22 protein-coding genes and 1 pseudogene are annotated in these 17,050 nt (G+C 67.7%); 5 read left to right on the forward strand and 18 right to left on the reverse strand.

The features are described 5' to 3' along the window. Positions 1 to 8: 8 nt before the first annotated feature. The 11 genes from HEB94_RS02765 to HEB94_RS02815 form a co-directional block, all read right to left on the reverse strand. A complete protein-coding gene (locus tag HEB94_RS02765) occupies positions 9 to 2,174 on the reverse strand; it encodes an FtsK/SpoIIIE domain-containing protein (RefSeq protein WP_192748493.1) in 2,166 nt (721 codons plus the stop codon). A gap of 89 nt (positions 2,175 to 2,263) precedes the next feature. Beyond that, complete coding sequence (locus tag HEB94_RS02770) at positions 2,264 to 3,334, reverse strand: hypothetical protein (RefSeq protein WP_192748494.1); 1,071 nt, start codon at positions 3,332 to 3,334, stop codon at positions 2,264 to 2,266. Positions 3,335 to 3,345: 11 nt separating this feature from the next. Next, positions 3,346 to 3,690 carry a hypothetical protein gene (locus tag HEB94_RS02775; protein ID WP_192748495.1) on the reverse strand — a complete coding sequence of 115 codons (345 nt, stop codon included), beginning with the start codon at positions 3,688 to 3,690 and terminating at the stop codon, positions 3,346 to 3,348. 137 nt (positions 3,691 to 3,827) lie between these two features. Beyond that, complete coding sequence (locus HEB94_RS02780) at positions 3,828 to 4,412, reverse strand: hypothetical protein (RefSeq protein WP_192748496.1); 585 nt, start codon at positions 4,410 to 4,412, stop codon at positions 3,828 to 3,830. Then, entirely contained in the window at positions 4,409 to 4,672 is a 264-nt protein-coding gene (locus HEB94_RS02785; RefSeq protein ID WP_192748497.1) for a hypothetical protein, read from the reverse strand. Before HEB94_RS02785 ends, HEB94_RS02780 begins: the two co-directional genes overlap by 4 nt. A 141-nt stretch (positions 4,673 to 4,813) precedes the next feature. After that, a complete protein-coding gene (locus HEB94_RS02790) occupies positions 4,814 to 5,980 on the reverse strand; it encodes a hypothetical protein (RefSeq protein WP_192748498.1) in 1,167 nt (388 codons plus the stop codon). Beyond that, complete coding sequence (locus tag HEB94_RS02795) at positions 5,977 to 6,390, reverse strand: WhiB family transcriptional regulator (protein ID WP_192748499.1); 414 nt, start codon at positions 6,388 to 6,390, stop codon at positions 5,977 to 5,979. Before HEB94_RS02795 ends, HEB94_RS02790 begins: the two co-directional genes overlap by 4 nt. After that, the gene (locus HEB94_RS02800) at positions 6,390 to 6,644 is read right to left on the reverse strand and encodes a hypothetical protein (protein WP_192748500.1); all 255 of its coding nucleotides are present in this window, start codon (positions 6,642 to 6,644) and stop codon (positions 6,390 to 6,392) included. The genes HEB94_RS02795 and HEB94_RS02800 overlap by 1 nt, the downstream gene beginning before the upstream one ends. Positions 6,645 to 6,647: 3 nt before the next feature. Next, entirely contained in the window at positions 6,648 to 7,070 is a 423-nt protein-coding gene (locus HEB94_RS02805) for a hypothetical protein (RefSeq protein ID WP_192748501.1), read from the reverse strand. Next, positions 7,070 to 7,357: a hypothetical protein gene (locus tag HEB94_RS02810; RefSeq protein ID WP_192748502.1), complete on the reverse strand. Its 288-nt coding sequence runs from the start codon at positions 7,355 to 7,357 to the stop codon at positions 7,070 to 7,072. Before HEB94_RS02810 ends, HEB94_RS02805 begins: the two co-directional genes overlap by 1 nt. Beyond that, on the reverse strand, positions 7,357 to 7,548 hold the full coding sequence (locus HEB94_RS02815) for a hypothetical protein (protein WP_202896076.1): 192 nt from the start codon (positions 7,546 to 7,548) through the stop codon (positions 7,357 to 7,359). Before HEB94_RS02815 ends, HEB94_RS02810 begins: the two co-directional genes overlap by 1 nt. Positions 7,549 to 7,753: 205 nt before the next feature. Between HEB94_RS02815 and HEB94_RS02820 the strand changes: the two genes are divergently transcribed. Next, positions 7,754 to 8,140, forward strand: a complete 387-nt coding sequence (locus HEB94_RS02820; RefSeq protein WP_192748503.1) for a GntR family transcriptional regulator — start codon at positions 7,754 to 7,756, stop codon at positions 8,138 to 8,140. Positions 8,141 to 8,345: 205 nt separating this feature from the next. Here the strand turns inward: HEB94_RS02820 and HEB94_RS02825 are convergent, their stop codons facing one another. After that, positions 8,346 to 8,867, reverse strand: a complete 522-nt coding sequence (locus HEB94_RS02825; protein WP_192748504.1) for a hypothetical protein — start codon at positions 8,865 to 8,867, stop codon at positions 8,346 to 8,348. Between the two features lie 36 nt (positions 8,868 to 8,903). On the opposite strand from HEB94_RS02825, the gene HEB94_RS02830 reads away from it, so the two are divergent. Together HEB94_RS02830 and HEB94_RS02840 are read left to right on the forward strand one after the other, a co-directional pair. After that, the gene (locus HEB94_RS02830; protein ID WP_192748505.1) at positions 8,904 to 9,773 is read left to right on the forward strand and encodes an NsdA family TPR-like regulatory protein; all 870 of its coding nucleotides are present in this window, start codon (positions 8,904 to 8,906) and stop codon (positions 9,771 to 9,773) included. A gap of 1,113 nt (positions 9,774 to 10,886) precedes the next feature. Further along, positions 10,887 to 12,213: pseudogene (locus tag HEB94_RS02840) on the forward strand (IS701 family transposase). A gap of 315 nt (positions 12,214 to 12,528) precedes the next feature. Here the strand turns inward: HEB94_RS02840 and HEB94_RS02845 are convergent. Beyond that, a complete protein-coding gene (locus HEB94_RS02845; RefSeq protein ID WP_192748507.1) occupies positions 12,529 to 13,548 on the reverse strand; it encodes an NAD-dependent epimerase/dehydratase family protein in 1,020 nt (339 codons plus the stop codon). Between the two features lie 99 nt (positions 13,549 to 13,647). Next, a complete protein-coding gene (locus tag HEB94_RS02850; protein ID WP_192748508.1) occupies positions 13,648 to 13,896 on the reverse strand; it encodes a hypothetical protein in 249 nt (82 codons plus the stop codon). A 438-nt stretch (positions 13,897 to 14,334) separates the two neighbouring features. On the opposite strand from HEB94_RS02850, the gene HEB94_RS02855 reads away from it, so the two are divergent. Next, positions 14,335 to 15,153: an alpha/beta hydrolase gene (locus tag HEB94_RS02855; RefSeq protein ID WP_192748509.1), complete on the forward strand. Its 819-nt coding sequence runs from the start codon at positions 14,335 to 14,337 to the stop codon at positions 15,151 to 15,153. Positions 15,154 to 15,326: 173 nt separating this feature from the next. Here HEB94_RS02855 and HEB94_RS52160 read toward each other — a convergent pair whose 3' ends face one another. After that, the gene (locus HEB94_RS52160; RefSeq protein ID WP_273374799.1) at positions 15,327 to 15,458 is read right to left on the reverse strand and encodes a hypothetical protein; all 132 of its coding nucleotides are present in this window, start codon (positions 15,456 to 15,458) and stop codon (positions 15,327 to 15,329) included. A 14-nt stretch (positions 15,459 to 15,472) separates the two neighbouring features. Further along, positions 15,473 to 15,793 carry a hypothetical protein gene (locus tag HEB94_RS02860; protein ID WP_192748510.1) on the reverse strand — a complete coding sequence of 107 codons (321 nt, stop codon included), beginning with the start codon at positions 15,791 to 15,793 and terminating at the stop codon, positions 15,473 to 15,475. 206 nt (positions 15,794 to 15,999) lie between these two features. On the opposite strand from HEB94_RS02860, the gene HEB94_RS02865 reads away from it, so the two are divergent. Further along, positions 16,000 to 16,272 (forward strand): GntR family transcriptional regulator, encoded by a 273-nt coding sequence (locus tag HEB94_RS02865; RefSeq protein WP_192748511.1) that lies wholly within the window; start codon positions 16,000 to 16,002, stop codon positions 16,270 to 16,272. A gap of 233 nt (positions 16,273 to 16,505) precedes the next feature. Here HEB94_RS02865 and HEB94_RS02870 read toward each other — a convergent pair whose 3' ends face one another. Next, positions 16,506 to 16,685, reverse strand: coding sequence for a hypothetical protein (locus HEB94_RS02870; protein WP_192757181.1), 180 nt, complete (start codon positions 16,683 to 16,685; stop codon positions 16,506 to 16,508). Then, positions 16,627 to 16,992, reverse strand: coding sequence for an ATP-dependent Clp protease proteolytic subunit (locus HEB94_RS02875; protein ID WP_192748512.1), 366 nt, complete (start codon positions 16,990 to 16,992; stop codon positions 16,627 to 16,629). Before HEB94_RS02875 ends, HEB94_RS02870 begins: the two co-directional genes overlap by 59 nt. Positions 16,993 to 17,050: the final 58 nt, after the last annotated feature.

Consider the following 17,050-nt stretch of genomic DNA (forward strand, 5'->3'; position numbering starts at 1 on the left):
CCCGTGGGTTACTCGCCCTCCTCCCTGGTTGGCTGGTCGGCGATGCGGTAGGTGCCGCGAGCCGGGTTCGTGACCTTGCTGTCGTCTTCGAGGGAGCGCAGGGCGCGCCAAACCTGCGTCTTGCCGTAGCCCGTGGCTTCCATGACCTGCGTTGGCGTGGTGGCGCCGCCGGCGAGCGCGGCGTACACCGCCTCCCGTGCGGACGGGGCACCAGGCGTCTCTTGTGCGGCCTGACCGCCGTCGATCACCCGCAACGTGGGCGGTGGCGGGAAGGTCGGGACGGGACCGAGTGCGGGGACCGCTATCAGAACTGCGTCCTCTTGGGCCATGGATCCGAGGGAGGCGAGCAAGTCGTCGCCGACGTCGCCGTCGGACTCCCACTCGGCCAGTTCGTCCTCGAGCTCCTGGCGCTGGCGAACGGCGATCTCCGCACGGTGGATGAAGGCATCACCTGCGGCCTTGGTCGACCACTTGTCGAGGTCGCAGCCGGGATAGGCCTCGAACATGGCGTCGGCGTCGCCGTTCTTGTCGTCGAGGAAGTCGGCGCGGAAGGGCGCGGTCCGCACCGACTCGGTGCCGCCGATGACGTAGCCGTAGCCGGGTTCGGTGGGCAGGTCGGCCGGGTTGACCTTGATCCGCAGGATGTTCTGGGCGACCGCGCCGGCCGTACGCAGTACCAGGGTCGTGTACTGCTGCAGCAAGGAACGGATCTTGTCGTTGCCGAAGGACTCCACCGCCGGGTGCTGGGTGGCGGCCCAGAACCCGACGCCGACCTTGCGTCCGGTTCGAATCAGCCGTTCCCACCTGTCGAGGTGCTTGCTGGTGTGGCGCCAGAACACGTGGCACTCGTCGACGACGACCATCACCCCGGGCAGCTCGCCCGAAGGATTGAGCCCTGGGACGCCGAGCTTCTTCATCAGCTTGCCCCGTACCGCATAGACGCGCTCCAGGGCCTCCAGCACCACGAGCTCGCGATCCTCACCCGTTGGCGCCCAGGTGGCGTAGCGGAGCAGCTGGGGACTGGACACACCATCCTGCCCGTCCAGGTAGATGACGACGGTGTGGCCGGATGCCTTCAGCGAGACCGCCGCGGCATTGAGCAGCGCAGACTTGCCACTGCCCTGTCCCCCGATGATGGTCAGGTTGCGGATCGAGTTCGGCGCGTAGACGGGGACCCGGACCCTGCTGGTGCCGTCGGCATAAGGCCCGATCTCGATCCAGCTGTGGTCGTCCGGGCGGAAGTACTGAGGCCCGTTGAAGACCACCGTGTCTCGCACCGGGGAGGTGTGCACGATCGTCAACGCCAGCCGGGCCGGATCCCGTGATGGGTGGGGCTCGACGATGACCTCTTCCGCGCCGTGTCCGAGCCCGGAGTAGACCTTGTCCAGGTTCGCTTCGATGGTCCTGATCGACTGCTTGCCCCGTACCAGCTCGACCGTGTATCGCTCGGTGATGTCGTCAACCTCTCGCCCGCTCAACCGGGACTTCGGGGCTACCCCACCGTCGCAGGCGACGTTGTCCGCCCAGCGCCGATAGATGGGCGGCTCGGGTTCGGGCTCCTCCCCCGCGTCGGGCAGCGGCTTACTGGTCGGACCGGAGATACGGATCGTGCGCCAGTACCCCGCACCGAACGTCAGTTCCGCGGCGCACAGCACAGCCATGGCGTCCCAGGTCCAGCCGGTCCAGAGCGCGACGGTCAGCCAGGCCGCGCCGAACGCCGCGGCGAGCGTGGCGCGGCGGTGCCAGCGCCAACGACGCAGCCGGCCACCACGGACGAGCCACACCGCGGCGAGCCCGGTCACGATCAACGCTCCGCCACCGAGAGCGAGGGAGCCCGCATAGTCGTCGTGGGTGGCCCAGTTCGTGACCCATCCCAGGCCGGCCAGGACCAGCAACGCAACCGCGGCATAGTGCGGCACCAGGTGCCAGCGCAGCCGGTAGAAGGTCCGCCCGCGCCGGCGCCGCTCCTGCTCCGCAATGATGTGTTCCGCCGTACGCCCTCTCCTCGCGGCGGTCGACGGCAGATCGCCGCGGCGACGCCGGGGCGGCCTGCGGTTGCCCGCGGACACGTCCCACCAGTCGTCCTCACCGAGCACGACCACGCCCTGGTGACCGGCCGTGCGCGGTGAGAACGGTCGGCGGCGACGGCCACCTCGGCGGCTGGTGCTGGGCATCGTTCCTCCTTGCCTTGGGGCGCGTGTCGTTTCGCGGTCCTCAGGGACGTGCCTGGCCCGGAGCGATCGACCCCGGGCCAGGCGAGCATCTACTCGCTCTTCACGAACTCCCGGCTGCCGGCATCGGGGTTAGCGTCGTAGGCCTCGGCCACGTGCTGGTGACGGTCGAGGACACCTGCGGCCTCCTCGAAGGCGTTCGCCGCGGTCGCCAGTGACTCCTGGGCCGAGGTCAGGTGCTCAAGGCTGGGACCGCTGACCTCGCCGGCGAGGAGACCACTCATCGCGCTCTCGATGGAGTTCGATCCGTGACGGGTGGCTTCGGCCATGGCGCGGACGTACTGGCGGGCTGACTGGAGGCCGGTGACCTCTGCGTTGACGTTCGTCGTGGTGTCCACGAGTTGGTTCCTTTCGTTTGCGGTTTCGGCGGTTGTCGACGTCGAGACGCGTGGCGCCGGTATGCCCTCGTTCTCCGTGGAGCTGTGCTCCTGCCCGGGGCGGTCGCGGGCCGGCTCGACGAGTTCGTCGCGGTCCGGCTTGCCGGTCGCGGCGCACTGCGTCGGGTGGCTCGTGGTGTCGATGTCTCCGTCCTTCGTTTGCGGTGGGGCTGGCTGGAACGGGATGACCGTTGCCTCCTCGTCGGTAGCTCCGGGGCCGGGTTCGGCCCGCGGCTTGGTCGTTTCCGCCTGCTCTGGCGGCTCTGGGCGCTGCGAATCCGCCGCGGCACTTGGCTGCTGGTCGGGCACCTCGTCGGAGGCGGCGAGCTTCCTGTTCCGCTTGTCCGACAGCGCCTGCCAGGAGTTGGCCCACCGCAGTGCGGGGCCGGTGTGCCATGCGAGGCGCAGGTGGTCCCGCATGGGCTGCGGACCCCGCGGCGACTCCCGCCGGCGCCGCCATCTCTGCTGTCGCTCGTCGCGCCTGACCTGGTGGCGCTGCGAGAGTCCGTCCCAGGTGTAGGCCCACATGTCCGAGGCGTACTGGCGGGCCGGGTGCCGAGCGTGTGGCGTTGTCCCGGCGATCGCGTGACGTGCGGCACGCAGTTCGAGCCGACGGGACCGGTACTTCTGCGAGGGGAACTCCCGTCCGGTGACACCGGCCCACCAGTCCGCACCCACCCGTTGAACGAGGCCGGCAATGACCAGCGCCAAGATCAGGGCTTCCATGTCAGGTCACCTCACAAGTTGTTGATCAGATCGCCGATAGCGGCGGACAGGGCACTCCCGGCGGAAACGACTGCGTCGTTGACTCGATCCGGGAGGGTTGCCATCACTCCGCCGAAAGTGGCGATCAGCAGCGGGAACGCGATCAACGCAAGCCACGGGGTGACTCGGCTCGGCCTGCCCTTCTTGGGGTGCAGGTCGATCGCGAGGATCCAGGCGACGGCGAACCCAATGACGGCCGGAAGGCCAACGCCGAAGATGATCTGGGTAGCGGTGCCGCCAACCGTGCCCAGGGTGGTGGTGAGCCAGCCGATGATGGCGCCGAGGATCCCGGACAGACCAGTGCCGGCGAGCAGCATCAGCCAGTTCCTGGCACGGGGCAGCTTGTTCCTACGCAGGCAAATGGCACCAGCGGTGAACAAGAACGCTCCGACCGCGGCCGCGGACCAGGCGAACATGGGTCGATTCCTTTCTCTGCGGGGCGTCTGTGGGCGGATCAGGTGACGAGCCAACGGACGAGATCGAGTAGCAGGCCGAGGCTGAACTGGCCGGGCGGAGTCAGCGCCACCAAGGTGGCCAGGACCAGGGCGGCGACCAGTCGGGCCGGCCGCTCGAGTACCCAGAGGGCGTAGTAGCCGAGTGTCAGTGAGGGGATCGCGATCACGACGGCGTAGGTGATGCCGAGGATGCGGCCCGCGGTGCCCTGGCCAGTCCACTGCCCGTAGGCGGCGTAGTGCCAGATCTCGCGCAGGCTGGGGCGCTGGTTCTCCCACACCTCCGGCGGACGCATCCCACCTGCCAGCGACGCCAGGCGCTTGGCGGCGGCCCGACAGGTGCGACCCGGCGCGACGGAACCTCCGCTGCTAGCCTCGCGCGCGCCTGCGCGCGCCTCCCGCTGAGGGGTTGGCGCTGCGGCCTTCGCGCCTGCGATGGAACCGCTGGTGGAACCATCACCCTCGGCGTCGCGGTTGCGCATCGTGTCCCGTGGTGGCGCGGCGACTCGTTGTTCCGCGTCGTTGGCCGTTACGACGGCTGACGTGCGGGTGGTGGCCGCCTCTTCGTCAGGCATCGGCGCGCTCATCGGAGCCTCCTCAGGTTCGTGGTGTGCAGGTCCTCGGCTCGCTTGATCAGGTCGTCCGCCACCTCCTCGACCGCGGCCCGTGCCAGGTCGCGCGGAACCATCGCCAGCGCCGAGCGCAGGTACTCAGCGGCCGCCCAGAACCGCTCGACCGGCTCGTGCGCGACGGCAAGTCGCTCCTCCAGTCGTTTGCGGCGGTTCTCGGATCGCGTCCGCCGCTGCAGCGGGCGGCCGGTGTTGCGCGTACGGCGGTGTCCAGCCATCTGTCCCTCACTCCTGTGCATTCGTCGGCTCGTCTTGTTCGGTGGCGGGCAGGTGGCGGCTCAGGCGCCACCTGCTACCACGGGCAAAGGCGCCAACTCGCCAGGCCCGTTGTGGCGCCATGCGGGGCGCCACATGGACCGTCACAGCGCCACCCCCGCCGCTTCTCGTGTGGTGGTCCGCCCACTCCCGCGGGCAGCATCAGTGGCGGTCTCTGCTGCGGTCGCTGTATCGCCACCAGTCGCCACGTCGGCATCGGTGTCGCTGGCTGTGGCGGCGTTATCGGCGTTCTCGGCGTCTTTGTTGTTGTCGGCGTCGAGTTCGGCGCGCCACTCGCTGGCGTACTTGCGGCCCAGTGAGGCGCCAGCGTCCTTCCCTGCCGCACGGTTCAAGTCCGCGCCACTCGGGACCCGGCCAGCCGCCGTCTCGGCGTCCCAGTGGGTGCGCATCGACTGCTTGTCGCCGCCGCGCCCACCAAGCTTGACCTTGGTAGCGCCACCCTCTGGGTGCGTTACATGGGCGATCCCGCTGGCGGTGTGGCGGCCGCCCTGGAGCGCGACAAGCGGGACCGGCGTGGCGTCCCAGTGAGCGCCACGAGCCGGGGTGTCGATGGCGCTAGGAGTGACGCCACCCGCCATCGAGGCGGTAGCGGGCTCGGCGGGACCAGTCCCGGTGTCATCCGGTTCGATAGCGGTAGCGACGTCAGGCCGCGGCGTGATGTCACGGTTGGCGACCGCTAGGGATGCGGCTGCCTGGCGGTAGGAGCGGTCGACCGCCGCGGTGAGACGGTGGCGCAACTCGGGGCCGACCTCGGCGGCCGCCAGGACAAGAAGTGGCGGGACCGAGTGAAGCACGATTCCCGACGGGGAGGCCGCCGCCCATGACTGCCAGGTGTTCATCACGTATGTGGCGCCGAAGGCGAACCACTTCACCATTCGCACGACCCGGCCGGAGGCGATTCGGTATCTTCCGGTCTCCTGCTCGGCCCACAGCACACCGAGCAGAACCACTGACACCATCGGGTCGAGCAGCCACGCCACCGTCCACGGAAGCGACCCGACCGGCGCGTCGCCGGCGGCGAAAGCTTGCACGTTCGCCGCAGTGAAGCCGAGCCCAAGCAGGATGCCGAGCCACATGCACCTGTCCACCCGCCTACGAACACGCTCCACCCGCAGCGCCACCACGTCGGGGTGGACCTGCAACTGGCGCAGCCGGGTCGCGTGTTCGGCCTCGGCGGCAAGCCGGTCGACCGGCGAGGTCTGCGGCAGCTTCGACGTTGCCGCGAGCTCCTGCTTGAGTCTCTTGCTCACGCCGCCTCACCGGCCCCGGAAGGCTCGACGTCAGGAGAAGAAGTGACCGGGGTGGAAGTCCCGGACCGCCGGGAGGGGGCAACAGAGATACGGGCCGACTGTTCGCGAAGCCGGGCCTGCACCAGAAGCCGCCGACGGGTCGGCGTAGTGCCACCCCAGATGCCCCACGGCTCCAGCCCTTGAGCCTCGGTACGGATGGCGAGTTCCAGGCAGGCAGCGCGAACCGGGCAGTCCCTGCACAGCCTCTCGGCTTCGGACTCCAGGAACGCCGATGACTGCCGCTCGGGGAACCATGCGTCTGGGTTTGCATCGGGCCGCCGGCAGTGCCCTTCGACCAGGGTGGCCTGTTCCAACGCACGCAGCGTGAGTTGGCGCACCGGTGTCGATGTCACCGTCGGGGTCGTGGTCATCAGCTGGTCTCCCTTCGCAGTGAAGTCGGACGTGCGCAGCGGCGGCGTTCGTACTCGGCGACCTCGCGGGCCAGTTCCGCGGCTCGTTCCAGCGCTCGCGCGGCCTCGACTTCCTTGGCGTAGGGCCGGCCGTCACGATGCAGATGGATCGCGCCGAACCGCTCGGCCGCCAGTTCGGCGATCAGGGCACGACGTTCCGCAGCGACCGCGTCCTCGTCGAGCACTACGTCGGCGTAAAGCGCCACCACTCCCACGACTCAGACACCTCCCTCCGCCAGTTCCTGCGCCGTTCGCCTCCACATCGCGACCTCGACCTCCAGCCGCCCGGCGACCTCCGCCGCCAGATCGGCGCGGTCGGAGCCGATGTGCGCGGCCACCGCCCGTGCTCGATCCGCGACACGATCCGCCCAGCGCGGCCAGTCGGTACGGGCGGCCTCGATGAGTGGCCGCAGGTGGCTGCGGTTCCACTCCCCTGCCGCCGCGATCTCCCCGTCGTCGGTCGGTGGATGCTCGATCGATCCATGCCAGCCGCACTCGCATGCCGCGACGTAGGCGGTGAACCCCGCGGTGGCGGCCGTCCGCGTCGCGGTCAGCGATCCGTCAGAGCACCGGCGAGCCGCGTAACCCGCGTGCCCATCGCCGACGTGCTCGGCGCACGCGCCGACGTACAAGGTCCCCATCAGTCCGACACCTGCTCACCACTCGCACGGGCAGCACCGTCGCCCGGCCATGGGGAACTGGACGAGGCACAAGGCCGGACCGACTGCTCCAGCGCGTCCACGTCGGCAGCCAGGGCGCGTGCCGCGGCATAGTGCTCGGCCGCGCGTGGATCGACCCGCCAGTACCCGCCCTTCGCCGAAAGCTCGGCCGCCGCCTCGTGATGCGCTGCGGCCAACCGCCGCAACTCCCCGGCCACCGCGACCACCAGCCGGTCCCCGACTGTCGGCCGCCCTCCGGTCTGGGACATCACGCGACACCACCACCGGGCATCCGGTCAGCCGCACGGCCGATCGCCTGCGCGTTCAGCGCGGCGCCAACCATGTCGTCCGGCGCCTTCGCCAGCACAATCAACCGGCCACGAATCCGAACGGCGGGGCACTCCCTCGCATGAATCGTCCGGTAGAACGTCATCTCCGACGGCCCGAGGCTCCGCGGCACCTCGGCAACGCTGTAACGCCGTCGCGGCTCCGAAGCCGCTGCCGCCCCATGCCTGCTACGCCGCAGTGATCTCACAGCCACTCCTCTCATCAGTGGACTCAGGGACCTCATCTCTGAGTCCACTGTAACAACTGTATCGATTATGTCGATACAGTGAGCGAAGCTAGGTCTACCAGTACGCACGTCTGCGACCTAGCCTTGCCTGGTGAGCGGTAGACCTCTCGACTTCGACGACCCACAGCAGCCGTACCAGCAGGTCGCCGCCAACATCCGCGCCCAGATCACCTCGGGGGACATCGCGGTCGGGGACCAGCTCAGCTCGGTACGGGAGCTCGCCAAGGAGTACGGCGTCTCCGGCGGGACCATCCAGCAAGCACTGCGCCTACTTCGGCAAGAAGGCCTCATCGTCACTTGGCAGGGACGTGGAACCTTCGTACGCCGTCGCCAAGCCGACACCGCATCTGCGGGCGACGCGGAGGTCCCCACGATCATGCGGCGCCTCGACGAGATTCTTGACCGGATCGAGCAGCTCGAGGAGCAGGTCGCCGCGGTCGAGAAGGACCTGAAGAAGACCCGCACGCCAAAGCGCTGACGCGACGCGTGAGACGGTCCAACCGCGCGGCGACGACGTCCAGGCGCTCCCGCACCGCCTCGACTGCGGCATCAGGCTCCCTGTCCTCCGGCCAGTTGCTTGGGCCTCGGTCCATGGAACTCAGTCCACGGCACCCGGGAGCGACAGACCATGAACGCGCACTGCACTCACCCTGCACCCGCCTGACAATCCTCTTCCGCAGCGTTCAAAGAACGGCAAAGCATGGGGCGACCTTGTCGGCACAGTGACAGGGCGCGCCGCCAACGATCGCTACCGTGGTCACGGGCGCGTCCGGGAAGGGAGCATGGTGCTCATCTCTGAGAGAGAAACCGCCGTCGACGTCGTGGAGACGTGGGATGGTCGGCGAGCGAAGGCCCTGCGACTTGCACTTCGGCTTCCGATCGACGCCTTCGCCGCGCAGCTCGGTGTCGTCCCGCGCACCGTCTCCAAGTGGGAGAGCCAGCCCAGGATGGTTCCGACCCCCGAACTCTTGAGAACCCTGGACGTCGCCCTCGAACGAGCCACCCGCAGAGATCAGGTGCGGTTCGGCTTGCTCCTCGCTTCCAGCGAGAGCGCTCAGCCGGAGTCGAGTAGCGCCGTACACCCCCCGCAGCGAAGCGGCGACATCGACGAACTCCTCGCGTCCGCCGCTCACTCGACCGCCCTGGACGCCGGGCGGATCGGATCGAAGGTGGGCGACGATGTACTCGGTCACCTCTTCGAGCACGTCTGGTCCCTTGCCCGCGACTACACCGAGCGCCCCTTGCTCGAGGAGTTCTCGGAGTTCCGACTAATCCGCGACCAAGCGACAACCCTCCTGGACAGGACCCGTCGACCGTCAGAGTTAGCAGACCTTCAGGTCATCATCGGGGAGTCCACAGCCTTGATGGCGTCGATCGGCTTCGATCTCGGCCGGTGGAATGACGCGGCGACACTCGCACGCGCATCGACCATGTACGCCGAAACCGCCGGGCACGCTTCCCTCGAGGCCTGGACGCTAGGCCTTCAGGCGACGCTCGCATTCTGGGCGGGCAAGCCGGACGCCGCGTTGGCGCACATCGAACGCGGACTAGCTCGGGCTCCCTCAGGTGCCTCGCGCTTCCGACTCCGCTACATCGCCGCGCGGGCCCACGCGGTCGCCGGCAACCCACAGGGGGCAGCCCAGATGCTCCAAGCCGCACAGCGCGATCGCGAGGATGCCGAAGGCTCCCCCGACCCCCTGCACGATGGGATCGGCGGCGAGTTTGCATTCAGCGACGCGCGAGCGGCCGCCTGTGGAACGGCTGTCTGGTCGGGACTCAGAGACGGTCGGCGCGTCGAGCAGTACGCACAGCAAGCGCTCCGCCGCTACGAACTTGAGTCGCCGAACAGGCCAACAGCATCCCCAGTCCTCGGCACTCGGATCGACCTGGCCGCAGCCAGGCTGCTGCAAGGCGATCTACCGGGCGCAGAGGAACACCTCGTCCCGATCCTCGCCCTGCCGCCCGACTCCCGCGTATCTCTCTCCGGACGGATGGGCACCGTACGACGACTCCTCACGCAGCCACGGTGGCGCCGCAGTGGCCGAGCAGCGGAAGTCAACAGCACAGTCGCCGACTGGCTACACGACCCCGCCACCAAGCCAGCCGGGTAGGACTGACAAGCGGTAACTGGGTTACAGCGCGGGCATCATGACCCTGGCGCCAACTGCGCGCCTCTACCGATGCCTCGGGCGCCTGAGACGGGATCGGCCCGCAGTCGGCCCGCTGCTGGCCGGTACACCGTCTGGCGGCGACCGCACTTCAAACCTGCATACACAGTGCGCATTCCTTCTCGCCGAGCCGCTTCTGAAGGTCCGCGAGGGCCTCCTTCAGCTTCGCGTTGCCGCCGCGCAAGTTACTGACGAGCCGCGCCGTTCACTTGGGGTCGAAGTCGTTTCGCACGTCGGGGCCCTGCCCTCAGCGGTCGGGGTCTCGGCCGCGGACACGCAGCGGTGCCCTGCGGGACCCCTACGGCGTCAATTGCGCCCTCCGCCGTATCCGTATTACGTCCTCCCGGGTACGCGAAAGGCCCTGGAGCCTGTCCAGGGCCTCGGGGAAGTGGCAAAGCAAAGGCCCCCACCGCCTACGCGATGAGGGCCTGCGTATTAGCTGGAGACGGCGCCTGCTCTGGTCTTACTGTGTAGCGGTGCGCCTGTTACTTCTATGGAACGCCAATGCGGCAGACGTTAACGGCCTCTCCGAAGCCTGATGCCATCGGCAGGCTTGAGAAGCCTATGAAGCTGCTGCCATCGGGACAGCCCCAGTTCTTGAGGCCGCTCTGCGAGGTAACGAGGATGATCGCGTTGGCGGGCAGCGCCGCCGAGTCCCCTTGCGGGCCGGATGGACCCAGGCTTCCTTGATCACCTTTGAGACCCTTTGCACCTGCGGGTCCCGGTGGACCTGCTGGACCTGCTGGACCTGCGGACCCCTGAGGTCCGCGCGGTCCTGGGACTGCGCTCACTCGACGCATCTCATCCGTACGTGCACCGAGCGTGTGCACAGCCCATACCGCTACACCAGTCGTCAAGATTGACCAGACGACGAGTGCGGTCACACCCATCTTGCGCACCATGCGCACCCCCTCCTAGTACTACAGCAGTAGATCGTTACCTTGCCTGATTGGCCTTGTGGGTAAGGGTTCTGGCTGTGGGCGTGTCGGTGCGTGACCGTGCGCGGCCACCGCGACATCGTCTGTGTTTGTGAAGACAACAGATGAAGACGCCGCGATGGCCGCTGCGCTCAGGCTAGAGGTCGATGGCTGGGAGTCCGAGCTGGACACGCTGATGGTTCGGGTTGGTCGCTGGTTCGCGCGGCCGCAGACACGCCGGACCGCACGTGATGTGGTGAACGGCCTGCTCGCCGACCTGCCGCGCAAGAACGGTTGGACCCTGGGCGAACACGCCGGGCACCGCACCCCGGACCGGATCCAGCACCTGCTGAGCCGGGCGAAATGGGACGATGCGGCCGTGCGAAGGGAGATCGGCGCGTACGTGGCGGAGAACCTGACCGCGGGAGTGGACCCGGATCTGGTCACACTGGTGTTCGACGAAACCGGCGATCAGAAGAAGGGCAGCCACACCGTCGGGACGCAACGCCAGTACTCCGGCACCTGTGGCCGCATCGAGAACTGCCAGCTGGCGGTGTTCGCGACCCTGGCCACCCCGCGCGGGCACGCGTTCATCGATGTCGAGTTGTACCTACCGAAATCCTGGACCGACAACCCTGACCGGCTCACCATCGCGGGCGTGCCCGACGACGTGGAGTTCGCGACCAAACCCGAGCTGGCGCTACGGATGGCAGACCGTGCCCTGACCGCCGGCGTCGGTGTGGGGTGGATCGCCGCCGACGAAGCCTACGGTGACAACACCGCCCTGCGGCACGCGCTGGAAGGCCGCGGGCTCAACTACGTGATGGCCGTCTCCTGCAACACCCAAATCCCCACCTCAGCAGGGGCGCTGCGCGCCGATCGGCTGGTCAGCCAGATCCCCGCGGAAGGCTGGCAGATCCTCTCGGCAGGTTCAGGAAGCAAAGGCGAGCGACTCTATGACTGGGCCATCACCACCATCACCGACACCGCCGACCAGCAGCACCGCTGGCTGTTGATCAGACGAAACCCGTGCACTGGTGAACTGGCGTACTTTCGCTGCCACGCCACCACCAGCGTGCCACTACAGACTCTCGTCCGGGTAGCCGGCACCCGCTGGAAAGTCGAGGAAAACTTTCAAGCAGGCAAAGGATGCGCCGGTTTGGACGAACACCAGGTCCGCACCTGGACCTCGTGGCACCGATGGACCACGCTGGCCATGCTCGCTCACGCCTTCCTCGCCGTGACCGCCGCGAACCATCGGCCAGACTCGACCGAACCCACCAACGAGAAAGACATGATCCCCCCTTACCTGCAACGAAATCCGACGCAAACGTGCCGCCTGCACCTCACCCGGCCACCACCGCAGCCACACTGAACGATGGAGCCGATACCGCCGACGCCACCAACACCGAGCCAAACTCTGCCACTACAGCCGACGAAATCAGGATCACGATCTACTGCTGTAGTACTAGTGATCGGGAGGGTAGCGCCATGCCGGACAACGCCTCCGGCGGAGTCCTGTGGCCGTTGTCCGGCCGCCGGATTGGAGCCTCGGTGTATAAGTCCTGAAGGCCGTCTAGGGGGCCGTCAACTCAATGTCTCGCAATTAGAACACCAGCCCGCCGGCGGTCAGGTCGCAGACGAATGCACCACACCAAACCGGGCCCAGCTATGGACACCAGTCACTGACCGTGCGCCACCTCGTCCTGGAAGCATTTCTCGTCGCGCATGTAAAGTGTCTCTTCGTTCCGGCCCCGTTCGTTGAGATGCCCCGCGGGGACTCAGGGACAAGTGATCAACGCGAGGAGCTGCTGTTCCCGCTCTGGCGTGAAGCCGATCTCCGTTGCTCGCTCATGGGTCTGCGCCCGTCCGGTCTGGACGAGCCAATGCCACGTGTCTCGCACAGTCTCAGCCAGTGGACGACAGGTCAGTCCCGCGCCATGAGCGCGGGACGAGTCGACTCGCCAGACTCCCTCGAATGTCCTCCACAAAGGAAGTTCCGACCACTGCCGTACGCCGAACTCCAGCAGCCGTCCGTCCGGCACCCATACGAACTCGGGCTGACCACCGGTCACCTCGGCGCAGGCGGAAAGGAGGGCGCCGAACGTCCCGCGGCTGGTCGGCGCGGTGACGTTGAAGACCCCGCTTGTGCCACTTCCGATACAGGAGAGTGCGAAGGCGCCAAGGTCACGCACGTCGACGGGCTGGATCGTCCGGTCTGGTGGAGCTGGCGCAATGATCCGGCCACCGGCGGCCACCCGCCTGAGCCACCACGGCAATCGGCCGACATACTCGCCCGGGCCGAGCACTACACCGGGTCGCAGGACCGTCGTACGGTCACCCCCGAAGACCTCGCGGACTGCCGCCTCCGAGCCGGCCTTCTGGTAGCCGTATCGGGTCGGGCCGTCCTCGACGTCCTCACCGAAGTCAGGTCCGGCGTCGACGGGCGCCTGCAAGACCGGCGAGTCCTCCGACAAGGGCTCTACTGGCCACCCGGCGTACACACTCACCGTCGAGACGAACACGTAGCGCGATGTCAGCGGCTCCAGGACACGAGCGACACTCAACGTGTTGCGCGGGATATATCCCGAGGCATCGACCACGGCCTCCCATGGACCATGCTCAGCGAGGCGCGCTAGGTCGGCGTCCACAAGGCGATCCCCACGAATCGCCTCGACGCCGGAAACGTCCTCACCGGAACGGCCGCGGTTGAACGTAGTAACCTCCCAGCCGCTCTCCAGCGCCTGGACCACGACCTCCCGGCCCAGGAACATCGTTCCGCCGAGTACGAGCAGCCTCATCCTCCCGATGATGCCGCACATGCGTCATGGCCAGAGGGCACGGGGCCGCCGGCGGGGGCACTCGGGCGGGAGGCAGAGGTTCAAACGCCACGCCCCCCGCTAGGCGTCCTCCGAGACTCCGGACACGGTGAACGCATCGATCCAAGGCCGGTCAAGCGACCGAACTTCCATCTCGTACTCCCCCAGCCACCGCGTGCTCGCATCATGGTTTCCCCAGGCGCGAGCGATAGTCTCGAGGTGCCGCGTCAGCCCTGGTAGGTCCTCAGGATCCGCGTGAATCCTCACCGGCTCCTTCCTCTGTCCGGTCTCGCGCCAACGAACCTTGACCTCCAGGTTCTCAGCTGACATGCATTCGACTCCCCTCGTGCACCAGGACGAACAGACCTACTCTTGCGAACCCGCATTCCCGTCGGCAAGTGCCACGCCGCACGCCAGCAGCGCCGTCGATGCAACGCATACCAAGGCACGCGTCCATGAATGTCGAGAGCATGTGGACAACAGCGACGCGCACATCTCCAGAGGCGGCATGCTCTATGTCACGTCCGGGGCGAGCCACCCTCTCCTCCGCCGGCCACACCTGCGGGACGTGGGGTGGAGGACTCGGAAAGTGCACCCCGGGCGCTCTGGGACACCATGGAGCGGCCGTCGCACCGGTGACGTCAAAGCCCAGCCAGCTACGCGATGGCTGGCAGGGCCGGTGAGGCGATCACGAGCAGCCGCCCTCGATACGAGTCGCAGTTGCGCCTCGGGTCCCAGCTGCAGATCAGAACGCGAGGAGGCTAGCCGTTGACGCTTCACGTGGACGTGGACGGGTTGAAGCTGGCCGTCGAGATCACCGGCGAGGGCCACCCACCGGTCGTGTTCGTGACCGGCCTGAACGACGACCGCCACGTGTGGGACGCGCTCCTGTCGACGCTCACCGCGCAGACGATGACGGTGGCCTACGATCGGCCGGACCTGGGTGACAGCGATCCGCTGCCGCAGGGCGAGGCGCGCGTTTCGCGGTCGTACGGCGACGCCGCCCACCAGCTCCACACCCTCCTCGACTTGGCCGGCGTACCGGCTCCTCGCGTGTTCGTCGGGCATTCCATCGGCGGTCTGATCATTCACGTGTACGCCGCTCAGACACCGGCGGACGTGGCCGGCCTCGTGTACGTCGATGCCACCGAGCCGCAGCTCTACGTCGACGTGTCCGGTTTCGGGCCCACGGTCACCGACAACGACCTCGGGATGACCTTCGACTGGCGCCTCGGTCTCGAGGAGTTCCAGCGCGTCTCCACGCCGCAGGTTCCGGCCGTCGTCGTGGCCAGTTCGGTGGGTCGTTGGGCGACCGCGCAGTCGCCCGAGAAGTACGCGCCGTACACCATGGCGCAGGTAGACGAGCGCTGGCAGCGGTGGCAACGCGGCCTCGCCGCCAGCCTGCGGGCGCCGCTTCTCCTCGCCCACCACGCCCGGCACTACGTGCACACCGAGGCGCCAATGCTGGTGGGTCGAGCCGTCGACGCTGTGGTCCGAGCGGTACGAGACGCGGACGCCGTTCAACTCGACCCGACGGATGTGGACGCCGCCGGCGGCACCTTCCACCTCACCGTCGCCAGGCAGTGAGGCCAGCGAAGCGCTCAGATCGGTGACAAGAGGAGCGTGTCTCCACCGACGACCATCGTCACTCACCTGCTGAGTGGAATCCACTTCCGATGTGACTCCCCCGCCAGGATGGTTGTGGCCGTTGGACATGTGCAGGCCCCCGGGTGTCACCGGGGGCCTGCATCGCTGTTGGGTCAGTACTTGTCGACGGGGCTCAGGGCGTCGATGCCCTTCAACGCGGACGAGGACTGGTAGGCATCGCCGACTCCGTAGCCGATCTCGAACTTGTTGTCGTCGCCGCTGTGCGAGCCGTTGCCAGGGTTCATGCTGCTTACCTTCCTTACCTGGTTGCACCTTCGGGGATCCGCAGGTGTCGTGTGGTCCTCGTCATGGGCGGGTTGTAGGGGCCGTCAACGATCGCAGCCAAGGTGGCCTCGGTCCGACGGGCGGCCAGGATTGCATAGATCGCGAGCTTCGAGACATTTACGACATCACGCAGCGAGTCGTCGTAGATGCCGTGCATGTGAAGTGCCGCCCACAGATCCACCAGAAGCTGCGCCGCCCGCTCCTGGTCCTGCTCGGGCAACTTGATCTCCGCCACCTGGACGGTGGCCTCGATGGTGTTCCGTGCGGCCTTGAGCGCCTCATCGCGGTCTGACATGTCCCTCCCAATCGAGACGTAAGGGGTCGACGTCACGCTTCCAGCACGCCGGCCCAGCTTGGGTCCCAGCAAGGCGACCTCACGGAAGACGAGCCAGCCGCCCCGCTGGGCTTCTCAGGGTAGCGCCTATGTACAAGCAAGTCCATGTACTTGTCTGGTTCTTGCTGAACCCACATGGACTTAGTTGGTAGTCCTACCGTCTTGGCATGGGGCCGGACGACAAGGTCGTGCACGACGCGCCGCTGCCGCCGTACAGGCAGCTGGCGGAGATCCTGCGTGCCCGCGTCCAGCGCGGTGACTGGCTGCCGAACAAGCCACTGCCGTCGGAGCTGCAGCTCGCCGGCACCTACGACGTGGCCCGTGGCACGGTGCGCCGCGCCATAGGCCTACTGATCGAGGACGGCATCCTGTTCACGGTGCCGCACCGTGGCACCTACGTGTCGGAGCGAGGGCACAGAAAAGAGGCCCCCACGCCGTGAGGGGTGAGGGCTCTTCTCAGTCGCCCCGCAGCCTGTCGCCGAACGCGAGTAGCGCTCCGGCGATGCTAGCGAAGGTGCAGCGATCACTGTCGCGGACAGCTTGGTGACAACACGTTCATCGCGGGGTCTGGAGTTTTACTCGTGTTTCGTTGGCCTGGGTCACGACGCCTCGACACTGGCCCTTCGTTTCGATCGCCGCCCGGTAGGTGTCACCGATCAGAATGGCCGGCTCCTCACGCTGAGGCGACCTTCAGGGGCGGCTCGTTCCGGCGTACCTCACGCTCCTGCCCCACCCACAGCGCCAGCCGGATGGCCAGCGGCGCCCAGGCGTCCTGCTGACCGGCGAGGACCGTCTCAGCCTCCTGCCGCAGCGCCGTGATCGCCGTCGACACCTCCTCGTACGTCGTCGCCAAGTGGTCGGCGAGCGCCGTGTCGCCCTGCGGGAGCCGCGACCACCGCTCGACCGCTGCCTGCGTGGCCGGCAGAGTGGCGAGCGACGACCATGACCACCGGCAGGCGGTGCCGGACCATCTCGAGCGAGATCTCCTGGCTCGTGCTGGCGGCCTCGAGATGGATGAACTGAGCCATCACGACGTTGGCCACATCGTCGTCGACCTCGCCGCCGAGGAAGACGATCCGCTCGGAGAAGAGTCGGCTGAACACGTCGGTCGCGCGTTCACCTGTGTGGGCCGGAAGTCGTGGCTGGAGCCCCGATGACACAGCCCACCTGTCCGGCGGACCCCTCCTGCCGCTGTTCGAGGACTAGACCCGTACTCTT

Origin of the sequence: Actinopolymorpha pittospori, from assembly GCF_014873875.1 — a bacterium.
Lineage (GTDB): Bacteria > Actinomycetota > Actinomycetes > Propionibacteriales > Actinopolymorphaceae > Actinopolymorpha > Actinopolymorpha pittospori.